At 34.0% G+C, this 17,084-nt stretch carries 16 protein-coding genes, 1 tRNA gene and 1 pseudogene; 3 read left to right on the top strand and 15 right to left on the bottom strand.

Annotation, left to right across the window (positions count from 1 at the left end):
• Window positions 1–11: 11 nt before the first annotated feature.
• The 7 genes from IPH11_16805 to IPH11_16775 all read right to left on the bottom strand — a co-directional run bounded on the left by IPH11_16805 (window position 12) and on the right by IPH11_16775 (window position 5,614).
• Window positions 12–845: a hypothetical protein gene (locus tag IPH11_16805; protein ID MBK6915234.1), complete on the bottom strand. Its 834-nt coding sequence runs from the start codon at window positions 843–845 to the stop codon at window positions 12–14.
• A gap of 463 nt (window positions 846–1,308) precedes the next feature.
• Window positions 1,309–2,028, bottom strand: coding sequence for a hypothetical protein (locus IPH11_16800; protein ID MBK6915233.1), 720 nt, complete (start codon window positions 2,026–2,028; stop codon window positions 1,309–1,311).
• A 292-nt stretch (window positions 2,029–2,320) separates the two neighbouring features.
• The gene (locus IPH11_16795; GenBank protein MBK6915232.1) at window positions 2,321–3,289 is read right to left on the bottom strand and encodes a hypothetical protein; all 969 of its coding nucleotides are present in this window, start codon (window positions 3,287–3,289) and stop codon (window positions 2,321–2,323) included.
• Window positions 3,290–4,102: 813 nt separating this feature from the next.
• Window positions 4,103–4,175, bottom strand: a tRNA-Thr gene (locus IPH11_16790).
• A gap of 183 nt (window positions 4,176–4,358) precedes the next feature.
• The gene (locus IPH11_16785) at window positions 4,359–4,706 is read right to left on the bottom strand and encodes a tetratricopeptide repeat protein (GenBank protein MBK6915231.1); all 348 of its coding nucleotides are present in this window, start codon (window positions 4,704–4,706) and stop codon (window positions 4,359–4,361) included.
• Complete coding sequence (locus IPH11_16780; protein ID MBK6915230.1) at window positions 4,685–5,308, bottom strand: zinc ribbon domain-containing protein; 624 nt, start codon at window positions 5,306–5,308, stop codon at window positions 4,685–4,687. The genes IPH11_16785 and IPH11_16780 overlap by 22 nt, the downstream gene beginning before the upstream one ends.
• Window positions 5,309–5,614 (bottom strand): integration host factor subunit beta, encoded by a 306-nt coding sequence (locus IPH11_16775; GenBank protein MBK6915229.1) that lies wholly within the window; start codon window positions 5,612–5,614, stop codon window positions 5,309–5,311. It lies immediately after the preceding gene.
• 235 nt (window positions 5,615–5,849) lie between these two features.
• On the opposite strand from IPH11_16775, the gene IPH11_16770 reads away from it, so the two are divergent.
• The 3 genes and pseudogenes from IPH11_16770 to IPH11_16760 all read left to right on the top strand — a co-directional run bounded on the left by IPH11_16770 (window position 5,850) and on the right by IPH11_16760 (window position 8,850).
• A complete protein-coding gene (locus IPH11_16770; protein MBK6915228.1) occupies window positions 5,850–6,224 on the top strand; it encodes a hypothetical protein in 375 nt (124 codons plus the stop codon).
• 184 nt (window positions 6,225–6,408) lie between these two features.
• Complete coding sequence (locus tag IPH11_16765) at window positions 6,409–6,606, top strand: heavy-metal-associated domain-containing protein (protein ID MBK6915227.1); 198 nt, start codon at window positions 6,409–6,411, stop codon at window positions 6,604–6,606.
• 10 nt (window positions 6,607–6,616) lie between these two features.
• A pseudogene (locus IPH11_16760) lies at window positions 6,617–8,850 on the top strand (copper-translocating P-type ATPase).
• Window positions 8,851–8,897: 47 nt separating this feature from the next.
• Here the strand turns inward: IPH11_16760 and IPH11_16755 are convergent.
• From IPH11_16755 to IPH11_16720, 8 genes are all read right to left on the bottom strand, one after another.
• Entirely contained in the window at window positions 8,898–9,914 is a 1,017-nt protein-coding gene (locus IPH11_16755) for a guanosine monophosphate reductase (protein ID MBK6915226.1), read from the bottom strand.
• Between the two features lie 22 nt (window positions 9,915–9,936).
• Window positions 9,937–11,778, bottom strand: a complete 1,842-nt coding sequence (pepF, locus tag IPH11_16750) for an oligoendopeptidase F (GenBank protein ID MBK6915225.1) — start codon at window positions 11,776–11,778, stop codon at window positions 9,937–9,939.
• Between the two features lie 113 nt (window positions 11,779–11,891).
• A complete protein-coding gene (locus tag IPH11_16745) occupies window positions 11,892–13,001 on the bottom strand; it encodes a T9SS type A sorting domain-containing protein (GenBank protein MBK6915224.1) in 1,110 nt (369 codons plus the stop codon).
• Window positions 13,002–13,048: 47 nt separating this feature from the next.
• Entirely contained in the window at window positions 13,049–13,465 is a 417-nt protein-coding gene (locus IPH11_16740) for a hypothetical protein (protein ID MBK6915223.1), read from the bottom strand.
• A 9-nt stretch (window positions 13,466–13,474) separates the two neighbouring features.
• Window positions 13,475–14,026, bottom strand: coding sequence for a TlpA family protein disulfide reductase (locus IPH11_16735; GenBank protein MBK6915222.1), 552 nt, complete (start codon window positions 14,024–14,026; stop codon window positions 13,475–13,477).
• Window positions 14,027–14,029: 3 nt separating this feature from the next.
• Window positions 14,030–14,626, bottom strand: a complete 597-nt coding sequence (locus IPH11_16730; protein MBK6915221.1) for a thioredoxin family protein — start codon at window positions 14,624–14,626, stop codon at window positions 14,030–14,032.
• Between the two features lie 77 nt (window positions 14,627–14,703).
• Complete coding sequence (locus tag IPH11_16725) at window positions 14,704–15,021, bottom strand: DUF4286 family protein (GenBank protein ID MBK6915220.1); 318 nt, start codon at window positions 15,019–15,021, stop codon at window positions 14,704–14,706.
• 10 nt (window positions 15,022–15,031) lie between these two features.
• Window positions 15,032–16,543 (bottom strand): SLC13/DASS family transporter, encoded by a 1,512-nt coding sequence (locus IPH11_16720; protein ID MBK6915219.1) that lies wholly within the window; start codon window positions 16,541–16,543, stop codon window positions 15,032–15,034.
• Window positions 16,544–17,084: the final 541 nt, after the last annotated feature.

Here is a 17,084-nt window from a genome sequence, read left to right as displayed (position 1 = left end):
TATAAATTCAACTAGCTTAGTTTGTAAGGAAGGATGGAGATGAGTTCTGGTTGCTCAATGATAATTACGTCTGTAGAATCATCTTTATCGAACATAGTAACAAAATCACTATACTCGTATAATGCATTGTAGGAAGCGACTATTATAGGAATGATTTGAATAAGCCCACTGCTTGATTCAGCCAAATTGTGGTCAACCCCCTGAAGATCTTTTATTAATACACTTCCAAACCCATTACTTTTCGTAAGAATAAATTCTTTGCCTAGTCCGAGATCCGATAGCGATTTATTGATAAATTGTAGAATATCATTCATACCATTTCCGGGATAATACTTATTGTATCTTTGATTTCTAAAATCAACTTGGCTAGGTATTCCAAAATACTCTTTGAAATTAAATTTATTGCTGATCAATTCAGATTTACTTTTTGGCTTCTTCCTAACAGGTGATACATACCAATGATTAAAGAATTTTTTTGCTAACGTTGGTATATCTTTTACGAAGTGATTAACAAAATCTTCAATAGCTTTTCTTTGTTCAACATCATACCCTAAATATTCTGTTAACTGGTTGTAATATGAAAAACGAAAATCTTCCTTTGTGTTAAAAAATGGAAGCACATCTAAATATTTAATAAACTTTTCAAGCTCTGATTTGATCACTTTTAAATTTCGATTAATCTCAATACTATTGTCAGGATAACCAGAGTACCCAACGAGTGCCCCGTCGAACAATCTTTCAATTGATAATTTACTTTCTTCTTTTGAAACTTCTCTATTTGCAAAATCAATTATAAAACTTTCATCGTATTCGTTTTTTTCTCTAGGGAAAATTTCAAATTCCAAACCACTATTTAAATCGGTGATTTTAATTGAACGAAAGTTTTTACCCTCTTCATTATCCTCTATAAGAGTATTTAATCTGTAATTAACTATGTTTGATTTTCTTTCACTATCAGATTCAGTATAAGACTCCCAATATTCCTCGAAATCTATATTGATTTTATCCTGTACTTTATTCTGGAAAACGATCTGTTTGAAATCACCAAGATCTATGTTATGATCTAAATTATATATCGTCTGACCACTTTGAGCTGGAAAAAGATTTTGTCCTAAAAACTTTATTGCTTTGATGAAGGAACTCTTCCCCGTTCCGTTTTTACCAAAAGAGTAGGGTTATTCTCTTAATGTCAATGAAGTCATCCATTTTGATGGACCGAAATTATTTATTCTGATTTTTCGCCGATTATTCCAGCCACCGACACCTGGGCTAAATTTTATTTTTTTTGCGTCCATAAAACTTATGCTGTCAATTTAGTATTATTTCTCCAGCTAATCTTTCAAGCTGGTAACGTTTAGTAATCTCAAATACTTTTGCTTTATGAGTTATAAAGTTAAACAAATCATATTTGCTTTTTTGCCAAACAAAGTCTTTCATAAACTCATTACCCTGCCAACCACCTAAAGTATAATTTAATTTCGAAATTGCGCTGCTTTTATACATTATCGCTTCAAGATCATTACTCTTTTTAAGAAATTGAATTAATTGTTTCCTGCTTTGGTCAGAATTATTTAGCTGTGTGTTTAAAAATTTACCGAGCGACTTATTTGTTTCAGAATAATGATATTTCTTTGCATCGTAAATATTTATTGGAGTTGTTGCTCCATTTTTGCAAATATATCTTAGAATAAAATGATTGAAAGACAAAGAAGAAAAACCCGTTTCAGAATTTACAATATCAAAACCAAATCCACAGAAATCGCCCACTGCGGGTGCGGCTTCTTCTTTTTTATCTGTATAGAAACGTGTCATATAATCATTTCTTGATATACATTTAATATTAAGACTTTTTATAAGACCAAACACTTCTAAGTCCTTAAACTCAGTAAACAACTGGCTTGTTATAGTCAGAGCTTCATTGTTTTCTGTCTTAACATTTACCTCACGTGATTTAATTTTATGAAGTAATTCATTAACAACCTTAAGAAAAAGATCATCAGCAAGAATTTTATTTAGATTCTCCGGCATTTTGTGCCATCGAAGTAATTTTCTTAAGAATGATGTCCGAACCGGCACTCTTAGTTTATCTTCCGACTCCAAGCTGAGAAACAAAAAATTATTAACAGCAACCAATTCAAGGCTTCTGGGTGAAATCGTATAACTACAATTTGTATTTGATCGTATATGATCAATTACTTCCCCAGTTGGCTTTTTGTCAAATATTTACCTTCTTTTGTTTCCATAGTTATTGTTCATCTTTCTGAACGCTAAACTATGAAATATTCAATACTCATTCATCTTGGCAATGTTGCGGCAATTTTCAATTTAAAATTATCAATTTGTCTTTTGGTGCTTTAATTCCATAAAACTTAGCACCTCTTCCACCTTCGGAAGAAATTTCAAAAGTATTTGCTATCGTATTATTCTGCAAAGTGTTTTTTATCTTTTTATTCAGCTTTGAAATATTTCCCCTGAAGGTATAAATAGACAAACCAATATTTTTCTTAAGAATACTTATTAACTCAATTCTGTTCGAATCAAGATCAGGAAATAATTCTTCGTGTATTTCTATTATTCTTTCAAGAAAAGAATTAGAAGTATTAAAACCAGAAAACTTCTCATCGCCTTTTCCCGCAATTATTCTTTCAACGAAATATTTGTAGTAGGTCAACTCCATTGGGGAGAGTATAATTTCTATCTCTCCAATTTTTAGTCCGGGCTTTGCTATTGTAATAGCTGCGCCGGGTATTAAATCTTTCTTAAGATTCTCGACTTCTTCTTTCAAACGAATAATTTTGGGAAGTGCCGTGTCAATTTTAACAGGAATATTTTCTGATTTACCAAATTTGGGATCTTTTACTTTAATGAGATTTAACTTACTTGATAATGAAAAATCTCCCGACTCAGACAACAATATCCAGCAAACTTGCATTGCAGGTGTTCCAGATGAGATAACCGCAGTGTAGCGCAGATCTTCAGACTTATCAAGTTTGTCTGTGAATTCCTTTAAGGTAAGATAGATTTGATTGTGGTCGGTAACATCTTTAATTGGTAATTCAAATATATCAGTTCGTTTAGCGAGCTTCCTCTCTGTGATTTCATCTTTTATGTAGTTGGAAATTGCCAGATAATTATATTCTTTAACACTGGACTTATTCCATAATAAAATCACTTCATCAAACTTTTGATTAGCTAAAGCTGATAATATAGCACCATCGTTTAAGCCTTTTAATTTACCGGCATCATTCGTACCTACGAAGGAGAGGAGAATATTTTTTTGTTTTTTCATTTTAATTTTAATTGTTAAAGTTTAATTCTTTTCCATCAACTCGGCCGTTCATTTCACAAATAATGTTTATCAAAACATAAATATAATATCCGGTTAAAGATTTACTTCCAACCTTTGCGGAAAAAATAAAGATAGTTAAATTTGATTCAAAGAAATGATTCCGAAATTTTTTTTTAGAGTAATGGCAAAATTGTGCCTCTTAAGAGTATATATTAATAAAAATGTGCGTCTCTTGATAAAATGACTCGCAATGCGTAATCATAAATGTATTTCATTCATATTTCTTAGCTATAACTTTCCACATACGCTCCTATTGTATACCTATTATACACCTATTGCTTACCTATTATACTCCCATTGCTTATGATTATTTAGAAAGATGTGCTCAGTCTTGGTTGGTCTTTTTCGCTTTAATGTTCTTGAGGTAATGCTAAAAACGGTTTGTAAAACGTTTAACTGGATATTGAAAATTTATGAGGATATGGGGATTAAAAAGTGCGTTTTTAAAATCAACTGCCGGAATCCAATCAGTGACCTTCCCAATTGGATAGGGATGCTCTACCCTTTCCCCTTTCTCTCTTCCGAGCCAACTGCCGGAATCAATGAGTGACCTTCCCGATCGCATCGGGATGCTCTACCCTTTCCTCTTTCTCCCTTCCGAGCCAACTGCCGGAATCGAACCGACGACCTTCCCGATGGATCGGGATGCTCTACCTCTTCCCCTTTCTCACATTCGAGCCAACTGCCGGAATCCTATCAGTGACCTTCCCGATCGCATCGGGATGCTCTACCTCTTCCTCTTTCTCCCTTTCGAGCCAACTGCCGGAATCGAACCGGCGACCTACTCATTACGAATGAGTTGCTCTACCAGCTGAGCTAAGTTGGCTTATTAATTTTGGATTACAAAATATTGAGGCGAAGTGATGTCCTTCGCCTTATTAAAAAATGAATTGAGATTGAATGACTATCTTAATTTCTTTTTATGTCTATTCTTTCGTAATCGTTTTTTCCTTTTGTGAGTTGACATTTTATGTCGTTTTCTCTTTACCACAAGGCATTTTTTCTCCGTTTATTTAATTAATCTTGAACTTAATAATTCCTGTGCTCTTTTTCCTGCATCAGTGTTAGGATTTAATTTTACTGCTTTCTCCAGCCACTGCTTTGCTGCTTCTATATTTCCGGAAGCCATTGTAACTACCCCTAAATTCAAATGTGCTATTTGGTGTGTTGGCTGATATGTAAGTGCTTTTTCCATTTCTTCAATTGCTTTAGGATAGTTTTGCAAATTGTAATAACACACTCCCATATCAATTCTTGCATCGGCATCCGAAGGATTCACTTCGAGATAATGTGTGTAATCAATTATCGCTTTATCATAAAATCCGGAATCATTTTTTAAGTGTGCAAGCTGCAGCAATAGTTGAGTATTATTTGGCGCGCTTTTACCTGTGCTTCCAGCTCGTTAATCTTTTGTACATTGTTAAGATCTACACCGGATGAACTTTCCTGAACTACATTATTCTGTACCACTTCCTCTGAACCCGACAGATTTATTTTTCCGGTAAGCACTAATAAAATGAAAATAATTATAACACTTGCGGCTATAGTAATAATTATTTTTTTTGAATCGAGCATTTTATTTTGATTTGGTGCTGCAATTTTTCTATCGTGCTTGGTATGCTTTTTCGTAACCGGCTTATGATGAATATTCTTTACATTAGTTTTCCTGGTTTGCTCTTCAACTATTTTATTTACTTTTAATTCCGGTTTTGCTTCAGTCCGTTTTTGAACTTTGACATTCTCACCAGACAGCTTTGCACCGCAGCCAGCACATACTTCAGCGGATACCGGATTTTCTTCACCACAATTTTGACAGATAAAAACTTCTTCACTTGTTTCAACATTTTCAATTCCGTTCTCAATGGGTTCTGTTATATTATTTAATTCAACACCACATTGAGGGCAAAATTTAAACTCACCCGAAATCTCAAATCCGCACGAAGAGCAAAAGCGAGGCACTTATGAATTCTCCTTAATATTTCCTTTCATTCCAGCATCAACGATCTCTTTAAAATCTTTTGAGAATTTAAATGTCGGAACGAAATGTTCAGGCACAAATACTTTCTGCCCGCTTTTTGGATTTCTTGCATTGCGGGCGTTTTTCTTTTTAACTTTATAACTTCCGAAGCCGCGTATTTCAATTCCTTTACCTTCGCGCAGTGCTTCGATAACTGTTGTTAAAAAACCTTCAATTATAGCTTCAGTTTCTAATTTAGTGAGTCCTGTACCATTTGCGACTTTATCTACTATGTCAGCTTTGGTCATCTGGCATTCCTTTCCATAAATCCTTTTAATTTAGAGCGTTAAGTTATTAAAGAACCTTTGCAAAAACAATTTTATTTTATTCCGTCGAACTCTTACACAATCAGCGTAATTGTTCCCAATTTGAAAAGATTTCTCAACTTGGAATGTAATAGATGAAAAATGACTTAAAAACTGACCAATTTTGCTGGTATGCGATTTGAAACCTTAGTTGCAATTAACAACAAAGGAACACAAAATGGAATTACTTCAAATTATTGAATCATCGGTTTTTTTATTTTCATTATTCGGAATATTTCTGCTTTTAATTTCTTTTGCAAGTTATCGTATGAAAAAGACTAATAATAAGTTGATACTTCAAACAATCCCGCGAAGTACACGGCCGGCAGCTCAACCTGCTCTCAAAAGTATTACATCAGTTGAAAATGTAAGATTTGTTGAAAGTAATTCATTCCTAACAAATAGATTTATCATTCTGAACGAGAATCCTATCGTAACTAACAATGTGCGAAAAGAAAATTACTTGATTAATTATTCACACATTGATATTCAATCTGAAGAATACAAACGACTTAGACCGGCAAAATTCTATTCGCTTGAAGAATTAAAGTAAACACCAAAAAATACTTCGCGTTTTTCTTCATCCCCATTTTAAGCAAATGGTTTTCCTTTTCACCTTAAAATAATTGTGCCCGCGCCTCCCTATTTGTGATAAGTTATTTTTTTACCAAAACTATCCGTTTAATATTTTTTATCTTACTGTTAATTAAATTTAATTTTATAGGAAAGAATTTTTTATGCAGCTTGAGATAAAGATCGAAGGAATGTCCTGCCAGCATTGTGTTATGGCAGTTAAGAAAGAAATATCAAAATTGGCAATAGATGATTTAGATGTAAAAATCGGTGAAGCTAAAGTCCAATTTGATGAAGCAAAAGTTAAAACTTCTGAAATCAAAGAAGCAATTGTTTCTGCTGGATATATCGTAAAAGAATAAAAGAAGTATGGTGAAAGAAGTAAAGATCGAAAAATTATCTTTGCCTGTCGAAGGTATGACTTGCGCAAGCTGTGTAGCACGTGTTGAAAAAACAATTTCTAAATTTGACGGGGTAAAGAATGTTAATGTAAACCTTGCTACCGAAAAAGCTTCTTTTGAATATGATCCAAACCTGGTTGATTTAAAAAAATTAGCCGAATCAATTGAAGATGCCGGTTACAAGCTTGATCTGTCTTTACTTGATAAACAAACTTCTTTAAATAATACTGCTGAGATAAAAACGGACACTCACTTAAAAGAATTAAAGAATGATCTGATATTCGCAGCCGTACTTTCAGTGCCAATACTGCTAATAAATATGGGAATAATGTGGGAAGATTTTTTTCTAAGGAATTTCCTGAGCATTGAAGAGATAAATAAAATATTATTAATTCTGACAACGCCGGTGGTGTTTGTATCAGGTAAAAGATTTTATAAAATATTCTGGAATAACTTAAAGCATTTTACTGCTGATATGAATTCGCTGGTTGCAATAGGCACCGGTGCCGCATTTATTTTTAGCTTACTGCTCACACTATTCCCCGAATGGTTTTCTCATCATAATAATCAACTTCATGTTTATTTCGATACGACTGCAGTAATTATAACTTTAATATTATTAGGCAGGTGGCTTGAGAGCAGGGCAAAATCAAAAACTGGAACTGCAATAAAAAAGCTGATTGAATTACAACCAAAAACTGCAATCGTTAAAGAAAATAATCGTGAGATTGAAAAGAAAATAGAAGATTTAAAGTTTGATGATATAGTTGTAATCAAACCCGGGGGTAAGATTCCTGCTGATGGAGTTATTATTTCGGGTTCATCCACTGTTAATGAAGCAATGATAACCGGCGAGAGCTTACCGGTTGAAAAAATTATAGGATCAAAAGTGATTGGCGGAACTATAAATTCGACTGGATCATTTGAATTTAAAATTACAGAGATTGGGAATAATTCTGTACTCGGACAGATTATAAAATTAGTTGAAGAAGCACAAGGTTCTAAAGCGCCAATACAAAACTTAGCTGATAAAGTTGCAGCTGTATTTGTTCCGGTTGTTGTTGCAATTGCATTAGTTACTTTTTTTATCTGGTTATTTTTATCGCCTGATAATTTTAGCCTTGCACTTATGAATTTTGTTGCAGTGCTGATAATCGCATGTCCATGTGCATTGGGATTGGCAACACCAACAGCTCTAATTGTCGGGATGGGTAAAGGCGCTCAGAACGGCATTCTTTTTAGGATGGTGAAAGTTTAGAAACTTTGAATCAGGCGGATATAATAGTCTTTGATAAGACCGGAACTATAACAGATGGGATTTTATCTGTTAATGGAATTTATACTGATAACTATTTTGAAGAAGAATTTCTATCACTGCTTGCTTCTTTGGAAAGTAAATCCGAACACCCGATTGCCAAAGCAATTATCAATTTTTCAAAAACAAAAAATATAAATCTTAAATCGTTAAATAATTTTGAAGCTAAACCCGGTAAAGGATTGAAGGGAAAATTTGATAATGATTTTATTTTAGCCGGCAACGAATCATATATGAAAGAGAATAATGTTGATTTAAGCATTATGCTTAAAAGATTGAGAACTAATTCTAATGATAGTTCTTCAATAATTTTTCTTGCAATAAATGGAGCAGCAAAAGGATTTGTCACAGTTAATGATTCAATAAAGAGTAACGCTGCTGAAGTAATTAAAGAGTTAAAACAAAATAATTTGGAATCTGTTCTTCTGACCGGCGATAATTTTAATGTCGCTAAACGAGTTTCTGATACAGTTGGAATTTCTAAATTTGAAGCTGGGGTTTTACCGGAGAATAAATCAAGTGTTGTAAAAAATTTCAAAGCGAAAATAAAAAAGTTATTATGGTGGGTGATGGAATAAATGATGCACCTGCCTTAGTCCAAAGTGATGTTGGGCATTGCTATTGGAACAGGTACGGTTGTGGCTATCGAAAGTGCAAAAGTAGTATTAATGAATGGAGATCTTAACGGTATTATTAAATCACTTAAACTTTCCAAACAGACAATCAGAGTTATAAAACAAAATCTTTTCTGGGCATTTATTTACAATGTAATCGGGATTCCCCTTGCAGCGTTGGGATTACTTAACCCGATGTTTGCTGCATTAGCGATGTCTTTCAGCTCTGTTTCTGTTGTTAGTAATTCTCTAAGATTAAAACGAATGAAGCTATAAAAAAGCCGGATCATCTCCGGTTATAGAATTCGTTAGATCAATCTGAATTAAATTTTAGGTAATCTTTCTAAGTAACTGCTTGTACTGAGAACTGCGAAACTCTCGGTATTGCGAAGTTCATCAATAGTTAAACAATTCATATAACTCATCGAACTCTTTAGTCCATCTGAAATACTATCAATTACATTTTTAACCGCCCCTTTGTATGCGACCATAGTTTCTTCACCCTCAATAAATTCATTCCGCATCTTCACTCCAAATGAAGCTGAACCTCTGTACTTTTTCCACAATTGACCATTATATTTTATTACTTCGCCGGGCGTTTCACGAGTACCCGAAAGCATTCTTCCGAGCATCACAACATCTGCACCAAGTGCGATAGCTTTTGCAACATCACCCGAACTTTTGATTCCGCCGTCCGCGATTATTTTTATTTTTAATTTCTTTTCTTTGCGTGTAAAATAAACATCCAGCAAAGAAGAAACCTGACCGATTCCTATTCCTGTCTGAATCGAAGTTGTGCAAACACTCCCCCCACCTATCCCAACTCGAACTGCATCAGCACCGCTGCTATCAAGTTGTTCCAATGTTGAGCCGTGTGCGACATTTCCAATAATAATTTTTGAATCAAAATGTTTTTTTATCTCGTATGTTTTCTGAAGCACTTCCTTATTATTTGCATTAGCTGTATCTAAACAAATTACATATCGCTTCGAAGCGAGTTTCTCTATTACCTTTAGCTCGGTTGATAAAGCTATTGATACGGCTTTAATGCCGTCACCCTCAACCTCTTCAGATAAAATTTCATCCAGCGATGAGTCAAATCTATTTAGAATTCCAAGACAACCAAGCCTTGATAATTCTTTTGCCATTTCAATTCCGGTAACAGTATCCATCGGGCTGGATAATACTGGTACTGATAAATTGAGACCAAGAAATTGTGAGTTAGTCACTGCTTCGTTTCGCGATTTCAATACGGAAACTTGCGTGGGAATTAAACTCAAATCATCGTAAGTAAGAGAAAGAAAATATTTATTTAGATCGGATTTGGTTTGTACGAACATACTATTAGAATTTAAAAAGTCATTAAATTAAATCTTCTATTTCATTCAGTAGTTGAGTCATTTTTTTTGTTACGGCAAGAACAGGGTCTTTCGAATTCATATCAACACCGGCACGCTTTAGAATATTAATAGAATAATCTGAACTTCCGGCTTTTAGAAATTCCTGGTATTTTTTAACAGCAGGCGAACCCTCTCTTTTCACCTTTGCTGCCAATACTTCCGATGCCGCCATACCGGTTGCATATTGAAAGACATAAAAATTATAAAAGAAATGCGGAATGCGCGCCCAGGTGTATTCTTCCTCTTTATCAACTATCATTGCCGGTCCCCAATACTTTTGGTAAATATCTTTATAAAGTTGGCAAAGAGTATCAGCCGTTAACGCCTCTCCCTTTTCTACTCGTTCGTAAACAATAGATTCAAACTCAGCAAACATAACTTGGCGGTAAAAAGTAGCCGTAATATTATTCAAATATTTTTCAAGTAAAAATAATTTTTCCTGTTTGTTCTGTGCACGCTCAATCAAATGATCAAGGAGGAGTGATTCGTTAAAGGTAGAGGCAACCTCTGCAAGAAAAATAGAGTAATTAGAATAAATAAAAGGTTGGTTAAGACCGGTGTAATATGAATGCATATTGTGCCCCATTTCATGAGCAAGTGTAAATACATCATTCAATAAGTTTGTCCAATTCAACAACACATAAGGATGAACACCGAAAGTAGTTCCGGATGAATATCCCCCGCTTCGTTTGCCTTTTGTCTCGTATACGTCAATCCATCTGTTATCGAAAGCCATTTTCAACGAAGAAAGATAATTTTCTCCCATTGGTTTTAGTGCTTCAAGAACAAGTTGTTTTGCCTCCTCAAAGTCATATTCTTTCTCTGACGATTCCGGAAATATTGTAACATAAACATCATAAGGGTGGAGGTTTTTTACATCAAGTAATTTCGTTTTCAGGTTTGCCCAGCGATGAAGAGGCTCTAAATTTTCTCCAACAGCGTTAATAAGATTATCATAAACAAAAACAGGAATATTATTCCTGTCCAACGAAGCTTCTTTTGCTGATGAATAATTTCTGACTTTAGCATTAAAAATATTTGTCTTTAAATTTCCATTAAACAGCGAAGTAAACGTGTTCATAAAATCTTTGTAGGGTTTCAGGTAAGCTTTAAACGCTCGTTCACGATAAGCCTGCTCTTTAGAATACATTGCAGAATAAAATCTGCCATGAGTCATTTGAACTTTACTTCCGTTCTCATCTTCCACAGATGGGAATTCAATGTCGGCATTTGTAAAGAGTGAGTAAGTATTGTAAGGCGTTTGAAGAGCATCCGAAGCAAGTGCTAAAATTTCTTCGCGTTGTTTATCCAACGTATGCTTTTTAGTTCTTAGAAGTTCTTCAATATAATGGTTATAAATTTTAAGTTCACTTAAATTATTTATCATCTCAAGCAATTGATTATCGCAGATGGAAATTAATTCGGGTCTTATAAATGAACTTGCCGTGTTTGCATTGGAATATAAAGTACGAATCCTGTCATCTGCCGCCTGATATTTTGTAACCCTCATGTCTGAATCTTTTGCAAGCATTGCATATAGATGCAGCCGCTCAAGTTTTATTCCAATTTCATTATCAAAATTGAAACATGCGAATAAGTTTTGCACGCTGCTTGATAATTGACCTTCAAATTTTTTATAATTCGGAATTTGGGATTCCACCCATTTAAAATCAGATTCCCAATCATCATCTGTTAAATAAATATCCTGAAGATTCCACTTATATTTGGCTTCGATTTCTTCACGAACCGGCAAGGACATTACCTCATCTTTATGAAAAAATAATTTATTTGGCTTTAACCGCATTTAACAATTCCTAGAAAAATGAATATTTAAATAATTGAAATAACCAGCGGACAAATTTATTAAAATCTGTTTAAATAACTAAGAATTTTCTTAGTAAATTTTTCTCGCTTGACTTATTTCAGCAGAATCATTTTTCTTGAAATAGAAAGATTTTCAAACTGAATAGTGTAAAAATAAACGCCGCTTGTCAAAGAATTTTTCGGCAATGCATTTGAATCAAAAACAATATTATAACTTCCTGCAGATTGGAAACCGTTTACAAGCTGAATAACTTCTCTGCCGAGCACATCATAAACACTCAGTTTAACCTGTGAAGCTTTTGGAATGCTATAATAAATTGTGGTTGAAGGATTAAATGGATTCGGGTAGTTCTGACTTAATGTGAAATTTGGGTCTGCAAAATTTTCTTCACTCACATCAGTTACTGGTTGAATAATTTCCGTTGATAATCCTGGAATGTATAATGTATCATAACCCAATATTGAAAGATCCACTAATGTTGAAGGAATAATTTCTTTGAGCACCCAATTTTGCGGTGCAATCCACAACGAATCTTTGCTTGATAAAATTGGAATTTCAATCGCTGGCAGGGGTGGGATAATCAACAGGTAACTAATAGAGCGTGTAATCAAAAATTTCTTGGCAAGGAACGAACCGATTTGTGTATCAATGTTTTCATCTTCCAATCGCTTGCCGGATGCTTTGAATCTTAGTGGAACATCAAGCGTATTGATTGTGACCGATGTGTCTTTCGAATAAATTAAATAATCCGTATTTAGCGAAGAACCAAATCTATAAGTATCATACCATGCCTCGAGAGAAGTAAATAATCCTAAGAAACTAAATGAAGAGTCTATTCCGAGCGAATCGAGATATGCAAGAACCGCAGAAAGATTAGCCGCTCTGAAATATTCATAGGCATCCATTCCGCTGAAGCTTAAAAAAGAAGTATCAAGATAAGGTATGAAGGGAAGGGTTTCGAGCGTTCCTGTTTTAGAAAGGACAATGCTCGCTGATCTACCTTTATAATTTTCCACAACTGCAAATGAATCAATTCCATAATAAACTATCGAATCAATTTCATTATTCACCGAATCAAGTGGAGTATATTTATAATTCCATGTGTATCCTGTGCTTGAAGGGAAATAGTCCGAAGCTTGCTGCGCTAATAGCGAAATTCCCAAAAACAAAACTGCTAATAACGATTTAGTAATAATTCTCATTTTTTATTCCTTGTATTAATAAATTTATTTCTGATATAAAATAGTGTTTAATATGGCGAAAGTTGGACTTTTAATTTTCCTGTAAAATCAATCAATTGAATTTCTATTGACGAAGGAATAAATCCTTGCACTGAAATTATGCGCGAAGCAATTTCTTCATCTACAAAATACTCGAAATATGAATCTCCATTATCATTTAAAATATTTAGTTTAACCACACCTTTATCATAATCTAAGTTGGTTATTAATAGATTAACAATATCAAATGTAAAACTGGTCGGTTCAGTAAGTGTGAAGTTTGCGTTATCTGCATTGATAATGAAGGTGTAAGAGTTAAATTCTTTTATTTGTGTTGGCTGATTAATATTTCCGCTAATATTATCCGGTTGAATGATTTCTTCTCTGCAAGAAATAAAAATCATCATTATAGAAAAGAGCAGAATATTTAAAATTAATCTTCTCAAAGGATTCACTCATCGAAATAAAACACTGTCAATTGAGCTTTTGAAGAAATCAAAATTTCTTCCGCCTAAAATTATTTTTTCCTGCTTCCCACTCCCATTGTAAATGAATGTTGCCGGTACTTCGCCGCTCCAATTACGGTTTAGCATGTTTATTATTTGTTCACTTTGTTTTTCGGCTGCAATAAAAACATTGAACCCGGCTTTGAATTTTTTAACAGTTGCAACTACAACTGAATCATCTTCGGGCTGATCAACGCTGAGGCTCACAAAATCAATATTTCTCGTCTTATACTCATTGAAAATTTTTACAAGTTCAGGAAATTCTTGTATGCAGGGTTCACACCAGGTTGCCCAAACATTTATAAAAAGTGCTCGTCCATTTCTATTACTTATGAGCTGACTAAGATTCGCCGAATCAAGTTCGGGAACGTTGTATGGATGTGGTGCTATTCGTTTATTATTCAGCTCCGATTGAGTTTTCTGAACCGGCTCATCATTCTTTTTTAAGCAGCCCGTTAAGAAAAAGCTAAAACAAATACCTATCAAAAGTAATCTTATCATTAGTTAAATCTTTTTGATTGAGCAGCCAAATGCTTTTGTTCTTTGATTCGAAACCTTTTCACCGTTCAATATTTGAGTCAGTGCGTTCGCTAGATCTTTGACCTCCACCTTTACTTCATTTTGAGAATCATCTATCCTGCCATGATATAAAATTTCAAAATTAGGATTTAATACGTATGCCTCAGGAGTTACAGTTGCGTTCAATTTATCTGCGATAATATTCTTTTCATCTTTAAGAATTAAAAAATCCAATCCTTTTTCTTTAGCGTGTTTTTTTATGTTGATATTTGTCTCTTCTTTATTAGAATTTATTCCTATAAAAGTAACTCCCTTTTCTTTGAATTTTTTATTCAGTTCAACCATCCTTGAATTATACGCATTCGATACCGGGCATTGAGTTGAAATAAAAATCAGTACGATCGCTTTGGAATCTTTGAAATCGGAAAGTGAATATTTATTACCGTCATAATTATTAAGAGTAAAATTTTCAATTTTTTCGGGGTCGCCTCCTGAAATATCTGCAAATGTTTTCGCTGATGCACTAACAAGCGAAATGCCGATTAAAGCTATTATTAATTGATAAGAAAAGTATTTCGACATTATTAATTCCTTTTTGATTTATAGATAATTAAAATAATTTTTCAATGATAGGTAAAATTCTTTCCCTATAATTTCATTCAGTACTGTTCGTTAACCTCTTCGAAAACTGCTCTTGCTGCATGGAATTTACCTTTAAATTTATCGGAGTGTTCTTTTTGAAGTTTGGCGGCGTAATTCAGTTGATAAAATTCATATTCTTTCAACGCAGAAAATTTATATTGAACTATATAATTCACCTCATCTGATGTACCGGATGGAATTATTATTTTATAAAATTTATGCGAAAGAAAAGCCCCTGTGTTCAAGACATCTTGCAAATGAGTTTGTTCCATCCATTTTACCCATTCGTCTGCCACCTCCTTCTTAATTCCAATTGTCACTTGATAAATATACATTTCACTCCACTTACTTTTTAATTATTGCCCAAACCGGGAAAGTTGAAAGATCAAATAAAACTGTACCTAAAAAATATACCAGCAATGAAACTATAACAACACCCACCAAATTTAATACAAATCCTGTTTTTGCCATATCGCTGATTTTTAATCTGCCGCTGGCAAATACTATAGTGTTTGGCGGTGTTCCAACCGGAAGCATGAATGCCATTGAAACAGAAAGCGTTGCTGCGATCATCAACAAAAGCGGATTCATTTTCATCGCTACGGAAATTGACGCAAGAATAGGCAGAATCATATTTGCTGTTGCAGTGTTCGAAGTCAACTCGGTTAAAAAATTCAATGACAATGATACTATTAAAATTAATATCAGAGGCGATAAGAATGAAAACCCGGACATGCTTTGACCAATTAATTCTGATAATCCTGAAACCGAAAAACCCTGCGCTAATGCAAATCCCCCTCCAAACAGCAAGATGATAGACCAAGGAACTTTTTGAAATACCTCTACATCAATAATTGTTTTTTTTCCGTTCAAATTACTTTTTGATGGAATAAAAAACATTATCAGTGACATGAAGATTGCTACGGTTCCATCATTTATAAACTCCGGAAATGGCAGCAGGTTTTGCCAGCCGGGAATTTTGATAAACCCAAAATTCAAATCGGTTCGGAAAATCCATAGTAAAGCTGTTGAACAAAAAATTATTCCCACTGCCTTTTCTTCAAAAGTTATTTTACCAAGATTTTTATATTCATTAATGATAAAAGACTTTTCAACTTTTAAGTCGCTTGATACTTTGAACTTTATTTTTGTCAGCAGAATGATTGCAGCTATAAGCATTATGACGGAGATTGGTAAACTCAATGTCATCCACGATCCGAAAGATATCGCAGGTGATTCGGGAAAAGTGATTTGAAGTATTTTAATCAGTGCAAGATTTGGAGGAGTTCCAACTAATGTTGCCATCCCCCCAATAGAACTCGCATAAGCTATTCCAAGCATCATGGCTTTGGAAAAATTTTCAAGTTTCGCTTTTCCAAGTGTATTTTCTAAATTGCTAATTACAGATAAGGCAATCGGAAGCATCATTAATGCTGCGGCAGTGTTCGAAATCCACATTGAGATAAAAGCTGTTGCGAACATAAACCCTACGACAATTGCTGAAGCAGTTCCGCCAAACCACGAAATTATTTTTAATGATATTCTTTTATGAAGATTCCACTGTTCCATTGCGAGCGCAATAATAAATCCTCCGAGGAATAAAAAAATAACAGAATTGATGTATGATGAGGCGACTTTTTCTCCATCACTTATTCCTAAAAGCGGAAACAAAACTAACGGAAGCAAAGATGTCGCAGCCAAAGGGACAGCTTCCGTAATCCACCAAATTGCCATCAAGGAAGCTATTGCAGCCATAACAAACGCGTTTGAATTTCCGGGATAAATCTGCGCTAAAAAGTAAATAGCTGCAGCAGCGATCAAACCAATTATCAGACCGGCTTTTTGTGCTCTGTTCATAAAATCTTCTGTTTAAATTTTCTTTATCGAAAATAACTAAAAGTGAAGCGATATTGAATTGATTTTTTTATGAGTTTCGATATTTACACTTACTCGTGGAAGATTCACACTCGCTAATACAAGATTTGCACTTGTTAATGCAATGTTTACACTCGCTGATACAAGGTTTACACTTGTTAATGCAAGGTTTACATTTACTAAGGGTTGCGCTCGCTAATTATATGATTGCACTCATATATACAAGGTTTACACAGGCTAATTATATGTATTGTAGTGGCTCGTGCAAAGATATCTCAAACGAAATTAAGTCTGCCTTTTGCATCATTCTTGTTATTTTTAACAATTGAATATATGAGACTTCTGATGGCATTGCCACAATTCGTCATTCCTGTGTAAACAGGAATCCGTTGATTATAAATCAGATTCCCGCTTTCACAAGAATGATATTGAAAAGTAGTTCTCAATTTTCAAAAGTCTTTGATGATGATTCTGCTCAATTATAATTCCCTTTTTGAGTGAAGTCAAACTATTTATATTTGAG

This window comes from Ignavibacteriales bacterium (assembly GCA_016709155.1).
Lineage (GTDB): Bacteria > Bacteroidota > Ignavibacteria > Ignavibacteriales > Ignavibacteriaceae > JADJEI01.
This window is presented reverse-complemented; position numbering and strand designations above follow the sequence as displayed.

Bases quoted from the DNA above. Each gene is read 5' to 3' on its own strand.
- IPH11_16770 (MBK6915228.1), top strand. From the start codon at position 5,850: ATGGAATTACTTCAAATTATTGAATCATCGGTTTTTTTATTTTCATTA.
- IPH11_16775 (MBK6915229.1), bottom strand. From the start codon at position 5,614: ATGACCAAAGCTGACATAGTAGATAAAGTCGCAAATGGTACAGGACTC.
- IPH11_16730 (MBK6915221.1), bottom strand. From the start codon at position 14,626: ATGTCGAAATACTTTTCTTATCAATTAATAATAGCTTTAATCGGCATT.
- IPH11_16800 (MBK6915233.1), bottom strand. From the start codon at position 2,028: ATGCCGGAGAATCTAAATAAAATTCTTGCTGATGATCTTTTTCTTAAG.
- IPH11_16735 (MBK6915222.1), bottom strand. From the start codon at position 14,026: ATGATAAGATTACTTTTGATAGGTATTTGTTTTAGCTTTTTCTTAACG.
- IPH11_16720 (MBK6915219.1), bottom strand. From the start codon at position 16,543: ATGAACAGAGCACAAAAAGCCGGTCTGATAATTGGTTTGATCGCTGCT.
- pepF (MBK6915225.1), bottom strand. From the start codon at position 11,778: ATGCGGTTAAAGCCAAATAAATTATTTTTTCATAAAGATGAGGTAATG.
- IPH11_16755 (MBK6915226.1), bottom strand. From the start codon at position 9,914: ATGTTCGTACAAACCAAATCCGATCTAAATAAATATTTTCTTTCTCTT.
- IPH11_16745 (MBK6915224.1), bottom strand. From the start codon at position 13,001: ATGAGAATTATTACTAAATCGTTATTAGCAGTTTTGTTTTTGGGAATT.
- IPH11_16725 (MBK6915220.1), bottom strand. From the start codon at position 15,021: ATGTATATTTATCAAGTGACAATTGGAATTAAGAAGGAGGTGGCAGAC.
- IPH11_16765 (MBK6915227.1), top strand. From the start codon at position 6,409: ATGCAGCTTGAGATAAAGATCGAAGGAATGTCCTGCCAGCATTGTGTT.
- IPH11_16795 (MBK6915232.1), bottom strand. From the start codon at position 3,289: ATGAAAAAACAAAAAAATATTCTCCTCTCCTTCGTAGGTACGAATGAT.